Source organism: Candidatus Thiothrix putei (assembly GCA_029972225.1).
Lineage (GTDB): Bacteria > Pseudomonadota > Gammaproteobacteria > Thiotrichales > Thiotrichaceae > Thiothrix > Thiothrix putei.
This window is the reverse complement of the sequence record CP124756.1, coordinates 3,738,908-3,755,043: the sequence shown is the minus strand read 5'-3', so window position 1 is coordinate 3,755,043 and position 16,136 is coordinate 3,738,908. Positions and strand designations below refer to the sequence as shown.

The window sequence follows — 16,136 nt, the reverse complement described above, 5'->3', positions numbered from 1 at the left end:
CGTTATGGTTCGTGTTAAAACGCAAAAGTCAGTGTCTCTGAAATAAAGTGATGAGCACTGTCATCGTGGTCAAACACCGCCACCGCGCCTTTAACGGGATTGCCTACGGTGAAACGCACATCATCCTCATAACCCGTATTGAGCTTGCGACGTTGTTCCAGAGACCAGCGTCCGTCTTTCCACACGCCTTTTGCTTTGATGTCATCAGCGCCAGCGGGGAGTTTTTCTAACGGCACGTATTTAGGCATGATGTCTTGCTGTTTTTTAAAATAGCGTTTGGTTTCATAGGGTTCAACGCCCATATCGGTAGGGCGATTGATGTATAAGTGTGAACCATCTGGCAAGGTGGCTTTGTACGATTCAGCCATGGGCTGTTTGCTGATGACGGTGATTTTGTCATGGCTTATGCCGATGGGGTTGGTACGTGCCGCTTTCCAGTTCCACATATCAGCGGTGAATTCTTTGCCGGAAAACCAATTCGCGTCGTAATCACCCTTCATCGCGAACTCTAGTGCAAAGCGGTCTTCGAGTTGTGGGCCTTCGACGTATTTTTGCTGGGCTTCATCCCAGACGCTGGGCTTATGCTGAATGTCTTGGGTGCTGTCTTCCCATTCGGTGTGGAAGAAAACTTCATCGCCGAAGACCCCCGCTTTCAATAAGACGGTTTTGGTGAGTTCAGGTTTGCCAACATAGGTGAGTTTGATCTTACTGGAGGCAATGTCTTGCCAGTCTTCGGCTGAACCGTCGAGTTGTGGTGCGGCTTTGAGTGTGCCGATCTTGATGGTGGGTGTTTCAGCGTGAGCCAAGCTCAATGTGCTGCATAGAATGAAAGCTGATGTCAGCCGTAATGGGTGTTTCATGCGCTGTATCCCCGTTTATTTTTGAGTAATTTTTAGCTGCGCGAATGTTGTTATGTGTATGTCTTAGAATGGTATCAATAAAATTGTTTGATTGGAATAGATTGTTTTTTATCATAAAACAAAAAAGCCCAGTAAGTCATTGACTATACGGGGCTTTTTGAATAATGGCGGAAAAGAAGGGATTCGAACCCTTGATACGTTGCCGTATACACACTTTCCAGGCGTGCTCCTTCGACCACTCGGACACTTTTCCGCAGAGTTTTGCTATCCGCAAAATCAAGGGCGCAATCGTAACGCAGGACAGGAGGCTTGTAAACTGTGAAACCAGACTTTCGATGCCTTGGTCGAGGGATGTGCAGTTGGTCGGCTAAGATTCGACACTCATCGGGCGATACGTTAGGATGAGTCTTGGGGTTTACAACAATATATAAAAAGCCATGTCATTTATTCCAAAGTTTCAAACATTCATACGCTGGTGGAAGGAAGGCTTGTACAACGGCTTGCCTAACACGACTCGTAAATTTTTCCGCACAGAGTTGCCGCGTTTGATTTTGCATACGCACGATGGATGCAATGTTGATGCCTTGTGGTCGCAAGACGGCAAGCCACAGATGCGAGGTCAGTTTGCCTTGCAAGACGGTAATACTCAATTGGCTGATTTGCTGCCCTCTCATGCGCATGGTAAGCCTTACGCGGTAGAGTTGCGTTTGGGGAAGACTCAAGTCTTAGCATTACAACATCACTTTCCCGAAGCGGTTAAGGAAAACTTGGTTCAGGTATTGGGTTATCAACTGGATCGCCTTACACCGTTTACGGCGGATAGTGCGTTATTTGATGCACGGGTGGCGCAGCATGATAAAGGCCGCAAAGAAATTCTGTCTGATATTTTCGTGGTTCCTAAGTATGTGGTGGAGCGCTTCAATCGTCTTTTGGATGCGATAGGTGTTAGCCCTATACAGGTGGTTTCTGTTGAGGGAGCGCACCCGGATATTAATTTGGTTGCTCGCCAAGAAGCGCAGCAAGCACAGGGTTGGTCGCGCATTCCACTGTATTTTTTTCTGGGAGCTTTGATGCTCTCGTTAGTGGTTCCGCTGGGTTACAAGTATCGTCGGGTGGAGCAAATTGAAACCGCACTGACAGAGGTGCGTAGTTCCTCGGCTGAGCAGCTTGCTATCCGTGACAAGCTGCTTGAGGCTGAGGATGCACTGACGTTTATTGAGTCAAAACGTAAAACCTCCCCCATGGCTTTGGATGTGGTGGAAACACTCTCTGCCCTGTTGCCGGAGCATACATGGTTGGAGCGCTTGGAGTTTCAGGGCGGTAAATTGGAAATTCGCGGTGAGTCAGGAATGGCGTTGAGCCTTATTGATACGTTGGAGGATGCTGCTGAGTTTGCGGATGTACGTTTCAAGTCACCCGTTACCCGCAATAAAGACAATGGACGCGACCGCTTCCATATCGAAGCAACATTGGAGGTTCCTCATGCTGAATAATGGGTTGTGGCGGCAGCATCAGGTATTGCTGGCGTGGAGTTTACTGGTGTTGGTGGTGGTGGCTGGATTGTTTTTGGTACTTATCCCCGCCGCACAAAAATCACTGGAATTGAGTGAGCGTATTGAAACCGGCTACCAGCAGCTTGCACGTTTTCGGCAAATGGCAGCGGCTACACCTGAATTTATGGCGGAATACGAACGGGTGCAGCAAAATGGCTTGGATAAGTTGTTTTACCCCGCTGGTATGACCGCTGCACAAGTAGCAAAAGAATTACAGAGGAACCTTGCTACCGTGATTACGCGCGATAATGGCGTGTTGCTAAGCTCTGAGGTATTGGATGTTCCGCAAACAGAAGCGGAGCAGGAGAATGCAGTTTACCAGCGTGTTATGGTGAAGGCGGTCTTTCAGAGCGAACCTGCTTTATTACGTGAAGTGTTGCATCAGGCTTACCGGGCGCGTCCGCTTATGTTTGTGGAAAGCCTTGATGTAAAGCCGCTGGGAAAAGAAGAAGAAAAAAATCAGATGGTAAAAGCCGAAGTTCAGATTTCAACCTATTGGCGCGGTGGGGAGGTGCGGCATGAAGCGCTTGATTGATCCACCGATCCAGTCATTGCTTTGGTTGGGGGGCGCAGCGTTGCTGGGGGTGGCAGGCTGGAGTCTGGTTAACCTGAAACTGCTAGATGAGGAGCAGGCACAGCAAGCCAATGCAGTCACGGTGAAGATTCCTGATGCCAGTGCGTTGGATGCACCGGATTTGAACCGTTATTCACAGATGGTGAGTGCGCCATTATTTTGGGAAAGTCGCAAGGCATTAGCACCAAAGCAAGCTGAAATACCGGTCATCGCCGCTACACCTGTTGATACGACGTTACCAGAGGGACGTTTAATTGGGATCGTGGATATGGGTAGTAGCCTGTTTGCCATTATGGAAAATGCCGCTGGTGGCAGTGTGCATCTGCGTAGCGGCGATATGTGGGGCGCTTGGGCTGTGAAGGGGATTGACCCTGATCGTTTAATTTTGGCGCTTGGTGAGCAGCAACAGACTATTCCATTAGTGGGATACTTCTCTGCGCCAAAAGAAAACCCGCAAGTGGCACAAGCGCGGGCGCAACAACAGGTAGCATCGCAGCAGCCTGTAGCCTTCCCACCGCAACCACTGGTATTGCCGACAGCTAATGCGGCAAATGTTCCAGCAGGTGCAGGCTTGCCATTTCCTGCTGATATGGAAAAACAGCCGCCAGCCTTATCCGTTCAAGATGCATTGGAAGCTCGTCAGCGTTTGATGGCAGCACGCTGGGGGGGGTTAACGGGTGAAAACCCGGATCAAGCGCCGAAACCAAACCAATAAGGATGGGTTATCCGATGAGCTGTACTTTTTATTGAATTTATAAACCATTAGTATAGTTAAAACCAAACTCGACAACGTTTGTTGCATCGGGTCTTAGAATAAAAATAAAAAACAAATGGGGTTAGCTTTGTGAAATACAGGGGCAGCATTGTAGGGCTGGTCAGTGTGGCGGTACTCATGTCCGCTTGCACATCCATAAAAGGCAGTCCGGGTTATCGCAACAATATCAAGCATCAAGGTTTTCAACGCAGTAATGCTGTGAAGGAGCTGGAGCCAGCCGCTGTTGGTTTGTCGCGTCCGGTATTACGTCCGGCGGAAACGGGTGGTATCCAAACGGTAGGCTATCAAGAAGAAAGTCGGGCGACACCGGCATGGGATGCCATGTCAGCGGGTAGTTCTGGCGCAACAACTAAAAGTAAAGCCGATGACGTTGAGTTGATCCTTGGCAGTCAGGATTATTACCGTTCTGATGTCAAAAATCCGGTGGCTGCTGGCAGTAAACGCGGTAGTGACGACGCGGGTATTGCCCTCAATTTCGAACGAGCCAGTATCCGGGAAGTGGTCAAGGTGGTATTGGGGGATATTCTCAAGGAAACCTATACCGTCGAACCGGGGGTGGAAGGTGAAGTCACGATTAACTCCACTGATCCGATTGATCGCAGTGCCTTGATTCCGACCTTAGAATCCTTGCTGCAAACCCAAGGGGCGGTGCTGTACAAGGATGATACGGGCAATTATCGGGTAGCTGCACGCGCCAACTTGAAAGGGCGTGGTTTCATGCCATCCACTGGGCAAATTAAGCCAGGTTACAGTATGCAGGTCGTAACCTTGCGTTATATTCCCGTTGCTGAAATGCAAAAGATTCTGGAGCCACTTGCCAGCCCTGACGCTTTTGTTCGCGTTGACCCGAACCGCAATATGTTGGTGTTGGCGGGTACAAGTTCTGAATTGGCGAACTTGATGGCAACCATTAAGACATTTGACGTGGATGTCTTGAAAGGTATGTCAGTAGGTCTATACCGCGTCAAAAATGTCGAAGCCAACATTGTGGCAAAGAACCTTGATGCCTTGTTTGGTGAAAGCGGTAATAGCCCGATGGCAGGCATGATTAAAATCATGCCAATCGAGCACATGAATAGCATTATGATTATTTCTGCTAACGCCGATTACCTGAAGGACATGAAAGACTGGGTGGATCGCTTCGACCAAGTTAGCCAGACCGCCGGCCAGCAATTGTTTGTGTACCATGTACAAAATGGCAATGCAGAACATTTAGCCGATATGTTGAACCAGATTTTTGGTGGCAAGAAGGGCAGTAGCACGAAAAGTGCATTGCCGGGAAGTAATGCTTCCAGCCTTGCACCCGGTTTAGAGCCAGCAACGGTCGGAGCAGATGGTCATCCTGTGGCTGCGGCAGGGGCTCCCAAGACCATGCTGGGCGATAGCGGTGGTGTGACGATTAACCCGGATGCAGAAGTCCGCATTGTGGCAGACAAAACCAATAACTCGTTGATGATTATGTCCACCGAAGAGGCTTACCAGCAGATTTTGGAATCGCTCAAACGCTTGGATGTGATGCCGATGCAGGTTCAGGTAGAAGCTTCCATTATGGAGGTGACACTGACCGATGGTTTGGAATACGGCTTGCAGTGGTATTTCAAAAACGATGGTAATGCCTTTGGTTCTAACGGCGTTGGTGGACTGGCTTCCGGTAGCAATGGCTACATGACACCGGGTGGCTTCTCGTTCTCAGCAACACTGGGAGCGGAACGGGTCATGGGGGCGCTGAATGCGTTGGCGCGTGAATCTAAAGTGCGAGTATTGTCTTCACCGTCTATTCTGGTGCTTGATAATCAGACAGCCTCCATTAAAGTAGGGGATCAGCAGCCTGTATTTACGGGAAGTCTCTCTACACCAAATGGTAATGGCACAAGTTTAACCACTGCAACCACGGTGCAGTACAAGGATACAGGGGTTTCCTTGCAGGTCACGCCACAGGTGAACAGCAATGGTTTGGTGAAGATGGATATTCAGCAAGATATTACGGATGTGGGTGAGGTGGATTCTGCCACTGGCAACCGCAGTTTCCTGCAACGCAATATCAAGAGCACAGTGGCGGTGAAAAGTGGTGAAACCATCGTGTTAGGGGGCTTGATCCGTGATAACAATACGCAAGGGCGCAATGGTGTACCGGGTTTGAGTAAAGTCCCCTTGGTGGGCGGGCTGTTCAGTGCTAACAGCAGTGGCGGCAAACGTACCGAATTACTGGTACTGATTACCCCAACCGCAATTAAAGGGCAGCGCGATCTGGTTAAGGCTGGTGAAGAAATGCGCGAGCGTATGCAAGGTTTGATGGATGGCGATAAATTCTTGCCACAACTAAAGGGGCAATATGTCGATTAATAATGGAATCGTTGTGTTATTGGTTGGCTCTCTGCTAACCGCGTGCAGCTCAACGGAGTCGGTCATTAGTGAGCGTTCACAACAACGTTGGGATGCATTGATTAAAGGTGAGCTTGAAAAAGCCTACGAGTTTTATACCGATGCTTTCAAGGCCACGACACCACCGGAGATATTCAAACGTAAAACCCAAGGAGCCGGGCTGTGGAGTAAGGCACAGGTGCAAAAAGTCCAGTGTGAGGCCGAGCGCTGTCGGGTGGATGTAAAGGTCACGGTTTCACTGAAAATGCGGGGTCTAAACCAACCGGTGGAGACCAGCGATATTGTTCAGGAAACGTGGGTTAAGAACGGTTGGTTTTCAGACTGGCGGTACGTAAAAGAATAAATTTATAGGTAATAATAATCTATTGATTGCGTATAATGGTCTGGTCATCCCTAGAGGCAAATGGGTCTGGGAATAAGCAGATTTAAATAAGTAAATCTTTCAATACTCCGTCAACAATATAAAAGATAGAACCAGGAGGCACGCAAGTGTTCAAGAAAAATAAAGTCGCCATCAGTGTCGCAACCGGCATTTTAGGTGTAGTGGGAGTCATCACGAGTGTCCAAGCGGTACACATCAATCCAGACGGTACGGGTCAGGTGTTGCTGTTCCCTTACTACAATGGTACCGGCGGTTACGTCACTAATATTAACTTGGTGAACTCCACTGACCAGACTAAGGCCGTTAAGATCCGTTTCCGTGAAGGTAAAACCAGCCATGACGTGTTGGATTTTAATATTTACATGTCACCGGAAGATGTTTGGACTGGTACGGTGAAAAACGGTCAAGATGCCTCTGGCAACTGGACAGGTGTGCTGAGTACCACTGACCGTACTTGTACGTTACCTGCATTAGCCTCTTGCGATGACGGTAAGTGTTTGGCAGAACAGCCATTCAATGGTCACAATATTTACCAAGGCGTTACTGGTGCGGATACCAAAGAAGGTTATGTTGAGGTCATCGAAATGGGTGTTGTGGATGATGCTACAGTCAAACAAGGTGTGTTGCACAACAACGGTAAACCTAACAACTGCAAAACGGTTGAAGAGGCTTGGACTAAAGGTACGTTCACCCAAGGTCCAATGATTATCAATAAAAAAGGCGTTGTGGAATCTGAAAACACCCCTCCAAAAGGTCTTTCAGCACCAACAGGTGGGTTATTTGGCTCTTCAGCCGTCATCAATATCGCCAAAGGTTCCGCGTTTGCTATCGACCCGATTGCGATTGATAACTACAGTACACAAGCACAGCATTATCTGTCCCATGACCCGGAAACCTTCCTGCTGCCTTCCTTGGCATCGGGTAACGTCGCCAGCAGTAGCATTATGGTGCGCAATGCTTCAGGTGAGGGTGAAATGGTTGTGACTGATTGGAATGCGCAAGCAGATGCGTGTTTGGAAGACAAAGATGAATTGACGCCGCGCTGTGGTACTAACCCATATCCGATTGCACACGTGCTGCTTGCACCCCATGTCATGAACGAATACTTCGTCGATCCAACCGGTGGTTATGATGGTCATACTGATTGGGTAATCACCTTCCCGATGAAAAAGCACGGTATCCATCAAGATGTGGTTGCCAACTTTGAAAATGGCATTTTTGACCGTGAAGAAACCAAAGCAGGTTTCTCCAAACCTAATAGTGGCTTTGGTTTCTCTCCAGTATTGCCGGGTAAAAAGCCTGACTCCAGTACTCTGAATCGTGAAGTGAACGTCATTAGCTTCAAATCAACAGACCCATCTTACGATGATAGCCGTACTGTATTGTCCAGCTACGCGAAGCAAAGCGTGACTACAGGAGCATTTGTCAGTGGTTGGGCGCGTTTGGGCTTCACTGGCTACGACCTGAAAGCAGGTTTCAAAGCCGCAGAGGCTTACGGCTCAACAGCGGGTACTTACAATGCAAACAGCAACATTTACAAAGGTGTACCGGCTGTTGGTTCCGCGTTCCTAGAAGGCAACATTAGTGATAATCCCAATGCTCGCTTTGGTGATGCATTACCACACAAAGTCCAGCGTTAATTCTTAACAGCGGACACTCCCGCTAATAGCGGGGGAAACCATGGGCGGCAGGCGCTTTTCCTGCTGCCCTTTATGATATATGGCTTGCTATCAGGTAAATATGTTTATGCTGCGTCACTTAACTTTCGCGCTGCTGTGCGCGTGTGTGTTTCCGGCACTGGCTGCTGATGATTCTGCACTGTCAGAAACGACCTATATCCGCAATACTTTGGTACAACAAGGTTTAGAGCGCGGGTTGGATAAAAGCCCAGAGTTGGAAAAACTCGTTACCGAATTCCGCAATGATCAACTAGCTCGTTTAGCGTTAGACGCGGCTCGTGAGGAAGGTATGCCTGATTTCACTGCCCGTGCTGAAGAGCTTTACCAAGCACGCCAAGAAAAACAGTACCAATTACCGCTGCGTTTGCGGGTGCGCGTGTTGGAAATGGCGGTTAAAGAAGGTGACGCGACTGCAATACGTGACAAACTTAATGGTATCCGTGCCGAAGTTGCTGCGGGTAAAACCGATTTCAAAACAGCCGTGATGGCACATAGTGATGCGGTGGATCTGAAACTGACAGAAGGTGATTCGCAATGGTTTCAGCAAGGTCAGCGACCGGATGTGTTTTTTCAGGCAGCCGAGCAGTTGTCAGCCGATAAGCCATTGAGTGAGGTTTTTATTCACAACCATAAAGCCTATTTGCTCGCATTTTTGGATCGTAAAGCGCCAGAAACACGAACCTTTGCTGAAGTAAAATCAGAAATTATGACGGAACTGCAACAAGAATACCGCACAGACCGTGAAAGAATGTTGTTGGAGTCGTTGAGCACCGCGTTTAAATCGCAACAAGCTGCACGCTAATGGCAGCGCATTGGGCGTTATTGTGGCAATTGCTCCGGCATGATGTACAAGAGCGTTATGTCGGCACGGCTTTAGGGGTGTTTTGGTTATTGGCGCAACCGCTATTCATGTTGCTGGTGTATGCCTTGGTCTTTGGTGAGATTTTGCAAGTGCGTTTGGGAACATCAACCGAAACAGGGGCATTTGCAGCTTGGTTATTGGCGGGTTTAAGTGCCTTCAATGCTTTGGCAGAGGTGTTGACGCGTGCCCCCTCTATTCTTACTGAACGTCGTGAGTTATTGCTCAATTCACCTTTGCCGCCTGTGCTATTGCCGCTGTTGCCGGTGGGGGCTTCACTAATAGTGGAAGGTTTATCTGTGGGGTTATTGTGGTTGTGGCTGTGTGTGCAGGGGCAATGTCAGCCACTGGCTATCGTGTTTTACCTGCCTTTTTTGTTGTTACGCTTGTTGTTTTCGTTAGCCTTTGCGTATGGTTTGGCGGTACTGGGCGTATTCTTGCGTGATTTGCGTCAGTTGATCCCACCGTTGTTGACGGTATTGCTGCTGGTGTCACCGATTGTTTACCCCATGAGTATTGTACCTGAGTCATTTCAGGGCTGGTTTGCATGGAATCCACTGGCTTATTTGGTGGAAGGCTACCGGGTAGCTCTGCTGGAAGGGCGATTTTTGTGGGAGGCATTTGCGGGGCTGCTGGTGTTGGCAAGCGCTTGTGTAGCGCTGGGGTGGTGGTTATTCCAACACTTACTGTTACGGGTGAGGTATGTGTTGTGAGTGTTGACTGGGCTATTCGCTTGGAAGATGCAGGCGTGGCGTATCGACGTTATGCGCATCCGCGTGATGCTTTGCTGGAATGGTTGTTGCGTCGTCCGCGCCATACGCCATTTCATGCATTACAGGGGGTGAGCCTAGCCTTGCCAGCAGGCGCTTCCTTGGGTGTGGTGGGGGACAATGGGGCGGGTAAAAGCACTTTTCTGAAAATGCTGGCAGGTAATTTGCCGCCGACGGAGGGACGGTGTGAGATTCGGGGCAGGCGTTCAGCGTTGTTGGAATTAGGCACGGGCTTGCAACCAGCGTTCAGTGGGGTGGAGAATGCGCGGCTGGGTCTGGCATTGCGCGGGCTGAGCCATGCAGAGATTGTTGCGAAATTGCCAGCGGTGTTGGCGTTTGCGGAGTTGGGAGCGTTTGCTCAACAGCCCGTGAAAACGTATTCGAGCGGCATGATTGTGCGCTTGGTGTTTGCAGTGGCAGCGGTGATTGAGCCAGACGTATTGATTGTGGATGAGGCATTGTCGGTAGGCGATCAATATTTCCAAAAAAAATCCTTGGATCGGATGCGGGCTATCTTGAGCAATGGCGCAACGCTGGTGTTTTGTTCTCACAATCTTTATCAAGTCCGGGAAATGTGTCGCCAGGCCGTGTGGTTGGAACAGGGTAAAGTCAGGTTGTTGGGTGATGCGCAAACGGTGGTGGATGCGTATCAGGATGCGGTGCGTGCCAGAGCTGCTGTCGGGGCAGATTTACCTAGTGGTTTCAAGCATCAGCAACAGGGTAGCCACCTAGGATTACCGCTGTTGCTCAGTGTTACCTTGAATCGTGATGTGTTTCAAACGTATGAGCCTTTTTCGATTCATATTCAAGCCACTCAAGGGAATCGTCCGCTGGGGGATGTCCATGTCGGTATTGTTATCCGGCGTAATGATGAGGTGCAATGTTACGGCATCAGCACCTTGCATGATGGGGTCACGCTGCAAACGGTGGGGGAGGGTATCCTTGCTACTACTTTCAGTATTGAGCAACTGCCATTGCTGGCTGGGGAATATTGTTTAGAAGTGTGGTTGATCGACAGCAGCGGGGTGCATGTGTATGACTCGCGGGAACGTTGTTGTCACTTTCGGGTGCAACAAGCTGGGCAGCATCAAGGGGTTGGTATGGTGGCATTGGCGCACCGTTGGGGTGAGGTGGCACATGCCGTTACGTCCTGATGATTTTTCATTACGCTATAACCTGTTGTTTCCATTGTATGGTCGCTTGCCACCGTCAGCCGGGTATGCATTAGCTGCGCAACAAGCTGCCTTTTTTAGGCGCAAAAAGCAGGATGAGGAGGGGCTGATCCGTACCCAGATGCAAGGCGCTTTTCCTCAGGCGAGCGCGATGCAAGTAGAAGGTTGGCTCAGTGATTATTACCGTATGGTGGAGCAGGAAGCGCTGGATACTTGGTACTTGCAATACCAACCCATTCAGCAAATTGTTGAGATGGAAGGGTTTGCCGCCATCGAGCAGGCACGTAAACAAGGCAGGCGAGTCATGTTGACGGGGGGGCATTTTGGGCGTTTCTGGATGGCAGGAGCCGCGATGCGGGCGCGTGGTGTGACGACAGGTACGATTACCCGTGATGGTGGTAATGCGAACGTTCATGGGCTACATCCTGCCGAGTACCGTTACCGTTTATTTAAATTGCAGCGTTTACAGCGAGCATTGGGCGGGCCTTTTTTAGTGGAAGGCGGTGAGTTGCGTCCCCTGTATCGGGCGATTAACGATCACTTAATTGCGTTGATTTTTGATGTTCCATACATAGAAGCGCATAAAGGAAGGGTGACAGTTAATTTTATAAGCGGTACTATTGACCTGCCTGCCGGTATTTATCGAATTGCAAAAAAAACCAAGGCATGGATCGCGCCATTCTTTATGCGTGATTTGGGGGGGGGTCGAGTTTGTGCAGAGTTTACGGCATTGCTTGATCCATATGATTATGACGAAACGGCATTGATGGGGATGCTTGCCAGCCAACTGGAACAGCGCATTCGGGAAAATCCCGGTCACTGGTGGTTATGGCCTGCACTCCCTCTGCTACGGAGTAACAAGAATGACTCAGGCGACAGCCAACTCACTGGACGATAACCATTCCCATAGTCAAATTGTACGGCGCGTTCCACGCTATGCCCACGTGCTAGAGTTGGGCTGCGGTGATGGCAGTATGTCACGTTTGCTACGTGAACGTTGTGAGGCAAACATTATTGGTATTGATCACAACCCGGATATTGTTTGGCAAGCCCAGCGTTATTGTGATTACGTCTTCACTGAGGATTTGGATGACCCGCAGAGTTTGGATGCGTTAGAAGATGAGAAATTTGACGTTATTACCTTGGTTGACGTGTTGGAACACTTGAAACACCCTGAGTCACTGCTGCGACGGCTTAAACCCTTGTTGTTGGATGAGGGGCAAATTCTGATTTCTATTCCCAATATTGCCCATGCTTCGGTACGCCTAGAATTACTCAATGGGCATTTTGATTATGAGCCAGCGGGTATTTTGGATGAGACACACTTAAAGTTTTTTACAGTTGAAAGTGTGCAGGCATTGCTGGCGGATGCTGGGTTTGCAGTGAATGAGATTGACTATACTTGGCATGATTTGCCGGATGAGGTGATTAAGCAGTACTTGCAAGCGGCAGGTTTAGAGTCCACGCCCGCAGCGTTAGCCAAGTTTCATGAGCCAGAGGCCGTTGCATACCAATTTATTATTGCAGGCAGCCCCATTGTGGAGAAATCCCCTAAGGGTAAAGTAAGAACCATCCAACATCGCTTAAAGCCGATTGATGCTTCTTGGCAAACATGGGGCAAAGTACACACGGAGTTGGCACTTGCACAGGCAGAACTGGAGCGGGTTTATGCCACTAGGAGTTGGCAAATGCTGCGTCGGGGGGCGACGGCATGGCGCAATATTCAGGCACGATTCACGCATGAGTGATACAGTGATGGTTGATTAAATTGTAATAATTATAACAAGTTGGGGTATTAGGCCGTGACGCAGCAGCACGCAAACAGTAAAGTCAGTGTGATTCTGCCGGTTTACAATCATGCCCAATGGGTGCAACAGGCCATTGCGTCAGTGTTGGCACAATCGTTTCCCGCGTTTGAGTTAATTATCATTGATGATGCCTCAACGGATACTTCTTGGCAGGTGATTCAGTCTGTTTGTGCAATACACTCGGCAGTAGAGATACGTTGCTTACGCCATCTAAGCAATCAGGGTGCACCTGCTACGCTTAATGAAGGGCTGCAACTTGCACGGGGCGACTATTTCGCCATCCTGAATTCTGATGATGTCTGGGATGCTGGGCGTTTACAACGCTTAGTTGGCGTGGCAGAGAGCCAGGGTGTTGATTTCATCAGTACGGATGTCGCTGTGTTGGATGCAGATTCCAATCCCAAAGAACAGGCGGAACCCCATTGGGTGGCTTGGTTTGAAGGTTTGAAGCGGGATTATGCCGTTCATGCGAATACCAAGGCAACGTTACTGCGTGGTAATTTCCTGATTACAACCTCTAATTTCTTTTTCCATCGTCGTGTGTATGAGCAGGTTGGGAAGTTCGCCGAGTTGCGCTATGTGCACGATTATGAGTATGCCTTGCGGGTAGTGGCGGCAGGTTTGCATGTGCAATTTCTGAGTGGTGAGAAATTGTTGGGTTATCGTTTGCACGATACCAATACCATTCGTGAAAAACCGTTGGCGGCGATTGAAGAAAACATGCAACTGCTGTTGCGTTGGTTGCCACTGTTGTCAGCACCGTTGGCTGGCTTGTCGGCACAACTTCAGGATTTATACCGTTATACCCGTGAAGAGTGGTTGACGTTGGTACATCAACGTCTACTGGCGCGTGAGCAGGAGTTGCTACCGTTAATCCGTGATCGTGATGCTTGGATTGCGGAGCGCGACCAGATTATCCGCGATTTGCAGCAGCATGTGGCAGAACAGCGCCAATGGCTGGCTGATCGTGATGGCTGGATAAGCGAGCGTGATGCATGGATTGTGCAACGTGATGGTTGGCTGGTGGAACGTGATACGTTAATTCAGCAACAGGTTGCAGCTTTAGCGGCACGTGATCAGTGGGTGGCTGATCGTGATGGGTGGATACGCGAACGTGATGCCCTTATCCAGCAATTACAACAGCAGCAACACGTATTGCTGCATAGCCGCGCTTTCCGTTTGGGACAGGCATTGTTAAACCCGTTGCGCCGCTGCAAGCAATGGCTGATGGGGGGTGAATTGTGCCTGAAAAGTTGATTGTGCGTGATTGGCGACACGTTCGGGTATGGTTGGAACCGCGTCTTCAGGATGTGCGGCTGGTTTCCCTCGATGTATTTGATACGGTGTTGGGGCGTTATGTGGGCGACCCGCTAGAAGTGCAGCGTGCGGTGTGCCGTGCCGTGAGCCAACGTATCGGTATGGATGCGGAAACAGTGTGGCGGGCGCGTCAGCAAGCAGAGCAGGCGTTACGTGCTGAAGCCGTACAGGCGGGTTTTGATCATGAATGCCGTTATAGTGAGTTACTTACCCGTTGGCTGGAGTGTCTCTCTTCGACTGCGCTTAGGGAGCGAGAGAAGGAGACTTTACCGCAGTTTATTCGGCAAACGGAGCTGGCGCTAGAAGCTGCAACCCTGTATGTCAAGCCTGATGCACAAGTCTTCATGGACTGGGTGCGCGAACAAAACCTGGAAATTATTGCCATGTCGGATATGTATCTGGATGGCGATATGCTGTGTGAGTTGTTACGGCGACTGGGTATTGTTGATTATTTCACCTTTGTCTATGTGTCAGCGGATTTCAAGTTGGGTAAATACAGCGGGCGCTTGTTTGAGAAAATGCTGCAAGTCAAAGGGTTGGATAGCCAACAGGTGGTTCACATCGGCGATAACCCCATTTCAGATCGACGCATGGCGTGCCGTACTGGGGTTCAGGGTGTTTGGTTATATGAAAAAGCAGACTTACGTCGTCGTGAGCGTCAGGTGCTGTCAGCACGTATGGCGCAACGCGGTGGCATTTGGGCAGGGCGGCACTTTTTTGAATGCGTGCAAACCCGTAGCCAGCAGCAAGATGGCCTAAACCCGCGTGATTTCTTTTTTCGTTATGGGCGTGATGTATTGGGCCCCGCCTTTAGTGTGTTTATGCAAGGGTTGCAAGAACGTTTGCAGCAGCAGGCCGATGCAGGTAAGCCCTTGGAAAAGTTGTTGTTTGTGGCGCGTGATGGTTTTTTGTTTGAACGTTTGTACCGCACGACAGATGCAACGGTTCCGGCTGAGTACGTGTATTTATCGCGGCGTGTCATAACGGCAGCGTCAACAGCAGATGGCTTGAGTCATGCGCAAGCAATAGTGGCGTTCTATAACCCCAAGCAACAGGGGTTAGCTTCGGTTTGTAAGGTGTACGGTTTGCCGGAAGCTGCCTTGCAGCCATTGGCGCAACAGCACGGGTTTGAGGATTTTTCCGCGCCGATTCATGATTGGGAGGATGTGCGTTTGCATCACTTTCTCCAGGATGAAGCGGTACAGGCTATTATTCGGGCTGAGGGTAAGCAGCACCGCGATTTATTGCAACGGTATCTGGAACAGGTGGGTTTTTTCGCGCATCAGCGGGTGGCGCTGGTGGATATTGGTTGGAATGGCACGGTGCAGAAGTTCTTGAAGCAGGCGTTTGGAATGCGTAAGGATTTTCCGCAGTTACAGGGTTATTACTTTGCCTTTGTCCCGAAATTGTATGCGGACTTTGGGGACGATAATACCTGTGAAGGCATTGTGCATGATTCGCGACGGGGTAATGCCTGCGAGCGTATTCCCGCCGAGTTTGAGGAGATTTTTGAGCAGGGGGCGCGTTCTCACGAGGCAACCACGATTGCTTACCGGGAGCAAGATGGGCGTATTGTGCCGGTTTTGAAGTCCGCACAGGCTCCTGACCGGCAGGCTGAATTGGCTTGCAATCCGTTGGTGGCACAGATGCAGCTAGGTATCGCGCATCATTGGGGACATTTTCGCGCTGTTCAGCAACTGACTGGGTATTCTAGTCAACAATTATTGCCTTATGTGCACGGTGTGTTAGAGCGTGCGGTGGTTTACCCCACGACAGAGGAAACCTGTGAGTTGACGAAGTTAGTGCATACCGAAGATTTTGGGCATGACCATGTGTTGGCTCTGGCGAATCAAGCGGTGGGCTGGGGGGATTTATTACGTCCGCGTCGTTTGTGGCAGCGGTTGGAGTTGAGTGCTTGGCGCTATGCCTTGTTTGAGCGGATGCCGTTGGGGATTGCGAATTTTGTGTTTCGGATCGCGTATTTACACACCGTAAAAAAATAATA

The 16,136-nt window shown here is 49.7% G+C and carries 14 protein-coding genes and 1 tRNA gene; 13 read left to right on the top strand and 2 right to left on the bottom strand.

Features of this window, described 5'->3' with window-relative positions; all coding sequences use genetic code 11:
- Positions 1 to 14: 14 nt before the first annotated feature.
- Complete coding sequence (locus tag QJT81_19280; protein WGZ93901.1) at positions 15 to 860, bottom strand: ethylbenzene dehydrogenase-related protein; 846 nt, start codon at positions 858 to 860, stop codon at positions 15 to 17.
- A gap of 165 nt (positions 861 to 1,025) precedes the next feature.
- Positions 1,026 to 1,113 (bottom strand) — tRNA-Ser (locus QJT81_19275).
- 184 nt (positions 1,114 to 1,297) lie between these two features.
- On the opposite strand from QJT81_19275, the gene QJT81_19270 reads away from it, so the two are divergent.
- The 13 genes from QJT81_19270 to QJT81_19210 all read left to right on the top strand — a co-directional run bounded on the left by QJT81_19270 (position 1,298) and on the right by QJT81_19210 (position 16,134).
- On the top strand, positions 1,298 to 2,353 hold the full coding sequence (locus tag QJT81_19270) for a PilN domain-containing protein (GenBank protein ID WGZ93900.1): 1,056 nt from the start codon (positions 1,298 to 1,300) through the stop codon (positions 2,351 to 2,353).
- Complete coding sequence (gene gspM / locus QJT81_19265; protein ID WGZ93899.1) at positions 2,343 to 2,948, top strand: type II secretion system protein GspM; 606 nt, start codon at positions 2,343 to 2,345, stop codon at positions 2,946 to 2,948. The genes QJT81_19270 and gspM overlap by 11 nt, the downstream gene beginning before the upstream one ends.
- Entirely contained in the window at positions 2,932 to 3,702 is a 771-nt protein-coding gene (locus tag QJT81_19260; protein WGZ93898.1) for a hypothetical protein, read from the top strand. The genes gspM and QJT81_19260 overlap by 17 nt, the downstream gene beginning before the upstream one ends.
- A gap of 129 nt (positions 3,703 to 3,831) precedes the next feature.
- Complete coding sequence (gene gspD / locus QJT81_19255; GenBank protein ID WGZ93897.1) at positions 3,832 to 6,105, top strand: type II secretion system secretin GspD; 2,274 nt, start codon at positions 3,832 to 3,834, stop codon at positions 6,103 to 6,105.
- A complete protein-coding gene (locus QJT81_19250; GenBank protein ID WGZ93896.1) occupies positions 6,095 to 6,487 on the top strand; it encodes a hypothetical protein in 393 nt (130 codons plus the stop codon). Before gspD ends, QJT81_19250 begins: the two co-directional genes overlap by 11 nt.
- A gap of 146 nt (positions 6,488 to 6,633) precedes the next feature.
- Positions 6,634 to 8,166: a hypothetical protein gene (locus QJT81_19245; GenBank protein WGZ93895.1), complete on the top strand. Its 1,533-nt coding sequence runs from the start codon at positions 6,634 to 6,636 to the stop codon at positions 8,164 to 8,166.
- Between the two features lie 106 nt (positions 8,167 to 8,272).
- A complete protein-coding gene (locus QJT81_19240; protein ID WGZ93894.1) occupies positions 8,273 to 9,007 on the top strand; it encodes a peptidylprolyl isomerase in 735 nt (244 codons plus the stop codon).
- Positions 9,007 to 9,777, top strand: a complete 771-nt coding sequence (locus tag QJT81_19235; protein ID WGZ93893.1) for an ABC transporter permease — start codon at positions 9,007 to 9,009, stop codon at positions 9,775 to 9,777. Before QJT81_19240 ends, QJT81_19235 begins: the two co-directional genes overlap by 1 nt.
- Positions 9,774 to 10,988: an ABC transporter ATP-binding protein gene (locus QJT81_19230; GenBank protein WGZ93892.1), complete on the top strand. Its 1,215-nt coding sequence runs from the start codon at positions 9,774 to 9,776 to the stop codon at positions 10,986 to 10,988. The genes QJT81_19235 and QJT81_19230 overlap by 4 nt, the downstream gene beginning before the upstream one ends.
- Positions 10,972 to 11,904, top strand: a complete 933-nt coding sequence (locus QJT81_19225; protein WGZ93891.1) for a lipid A biosynthesis acyltransferase — start codon at positions 10,972 to 10,974, stop codon at positions 11,902 to 11,904. Before QJT81_19230 ends, QJT81_19225 begins: the two co-directional genes overlap by 17 nt.
- Positions 11,870 to 12,754: a class I SAM-dependent methyltransferase gene (locus QJT81_19220; protein ID WGZ93890.1), complete on the top strand. Its 885-nt coding sequence runs from the start codon at positions 11,870 to 11,872 to the stop codon at positions 12,752 to 12,754. The genes QJT81_19225 and QJT81_19220 overlap by 35 nt, the downstream gene beginning before the upstream one ends.
- Positions 12,755 to 12,808: 54 nt before the next feature.
- Complete coding sequence (locus QJT81_19215) at positions 12,809 to 14,071, top strand: glycosyltransferase (GenBank protein WGZ93889.1); 1,263 nt, start codon at positions 12,809 to 12,811, stop codon at positions 14,069 to 14,071.
- Positions 14,056 to 16,134: an HAD hydrolase-like protein gene (locus QJT81_19210; GenBank protein WGZ93888.1), complete on the top strand. Its 2,079-nt coding sequence runs from the start codon at positions 14,056 to 14,058 to the stop codon at positions 16,132 to 16,134. The genes QJT81_19215 and QJT81_19210 overlap by 16 nt, the downstream gene beginning before the upstream one ends.
- The last annotated feature ends 2 nt before the right edge of the window (positions 16,135 to 16,136 follow it).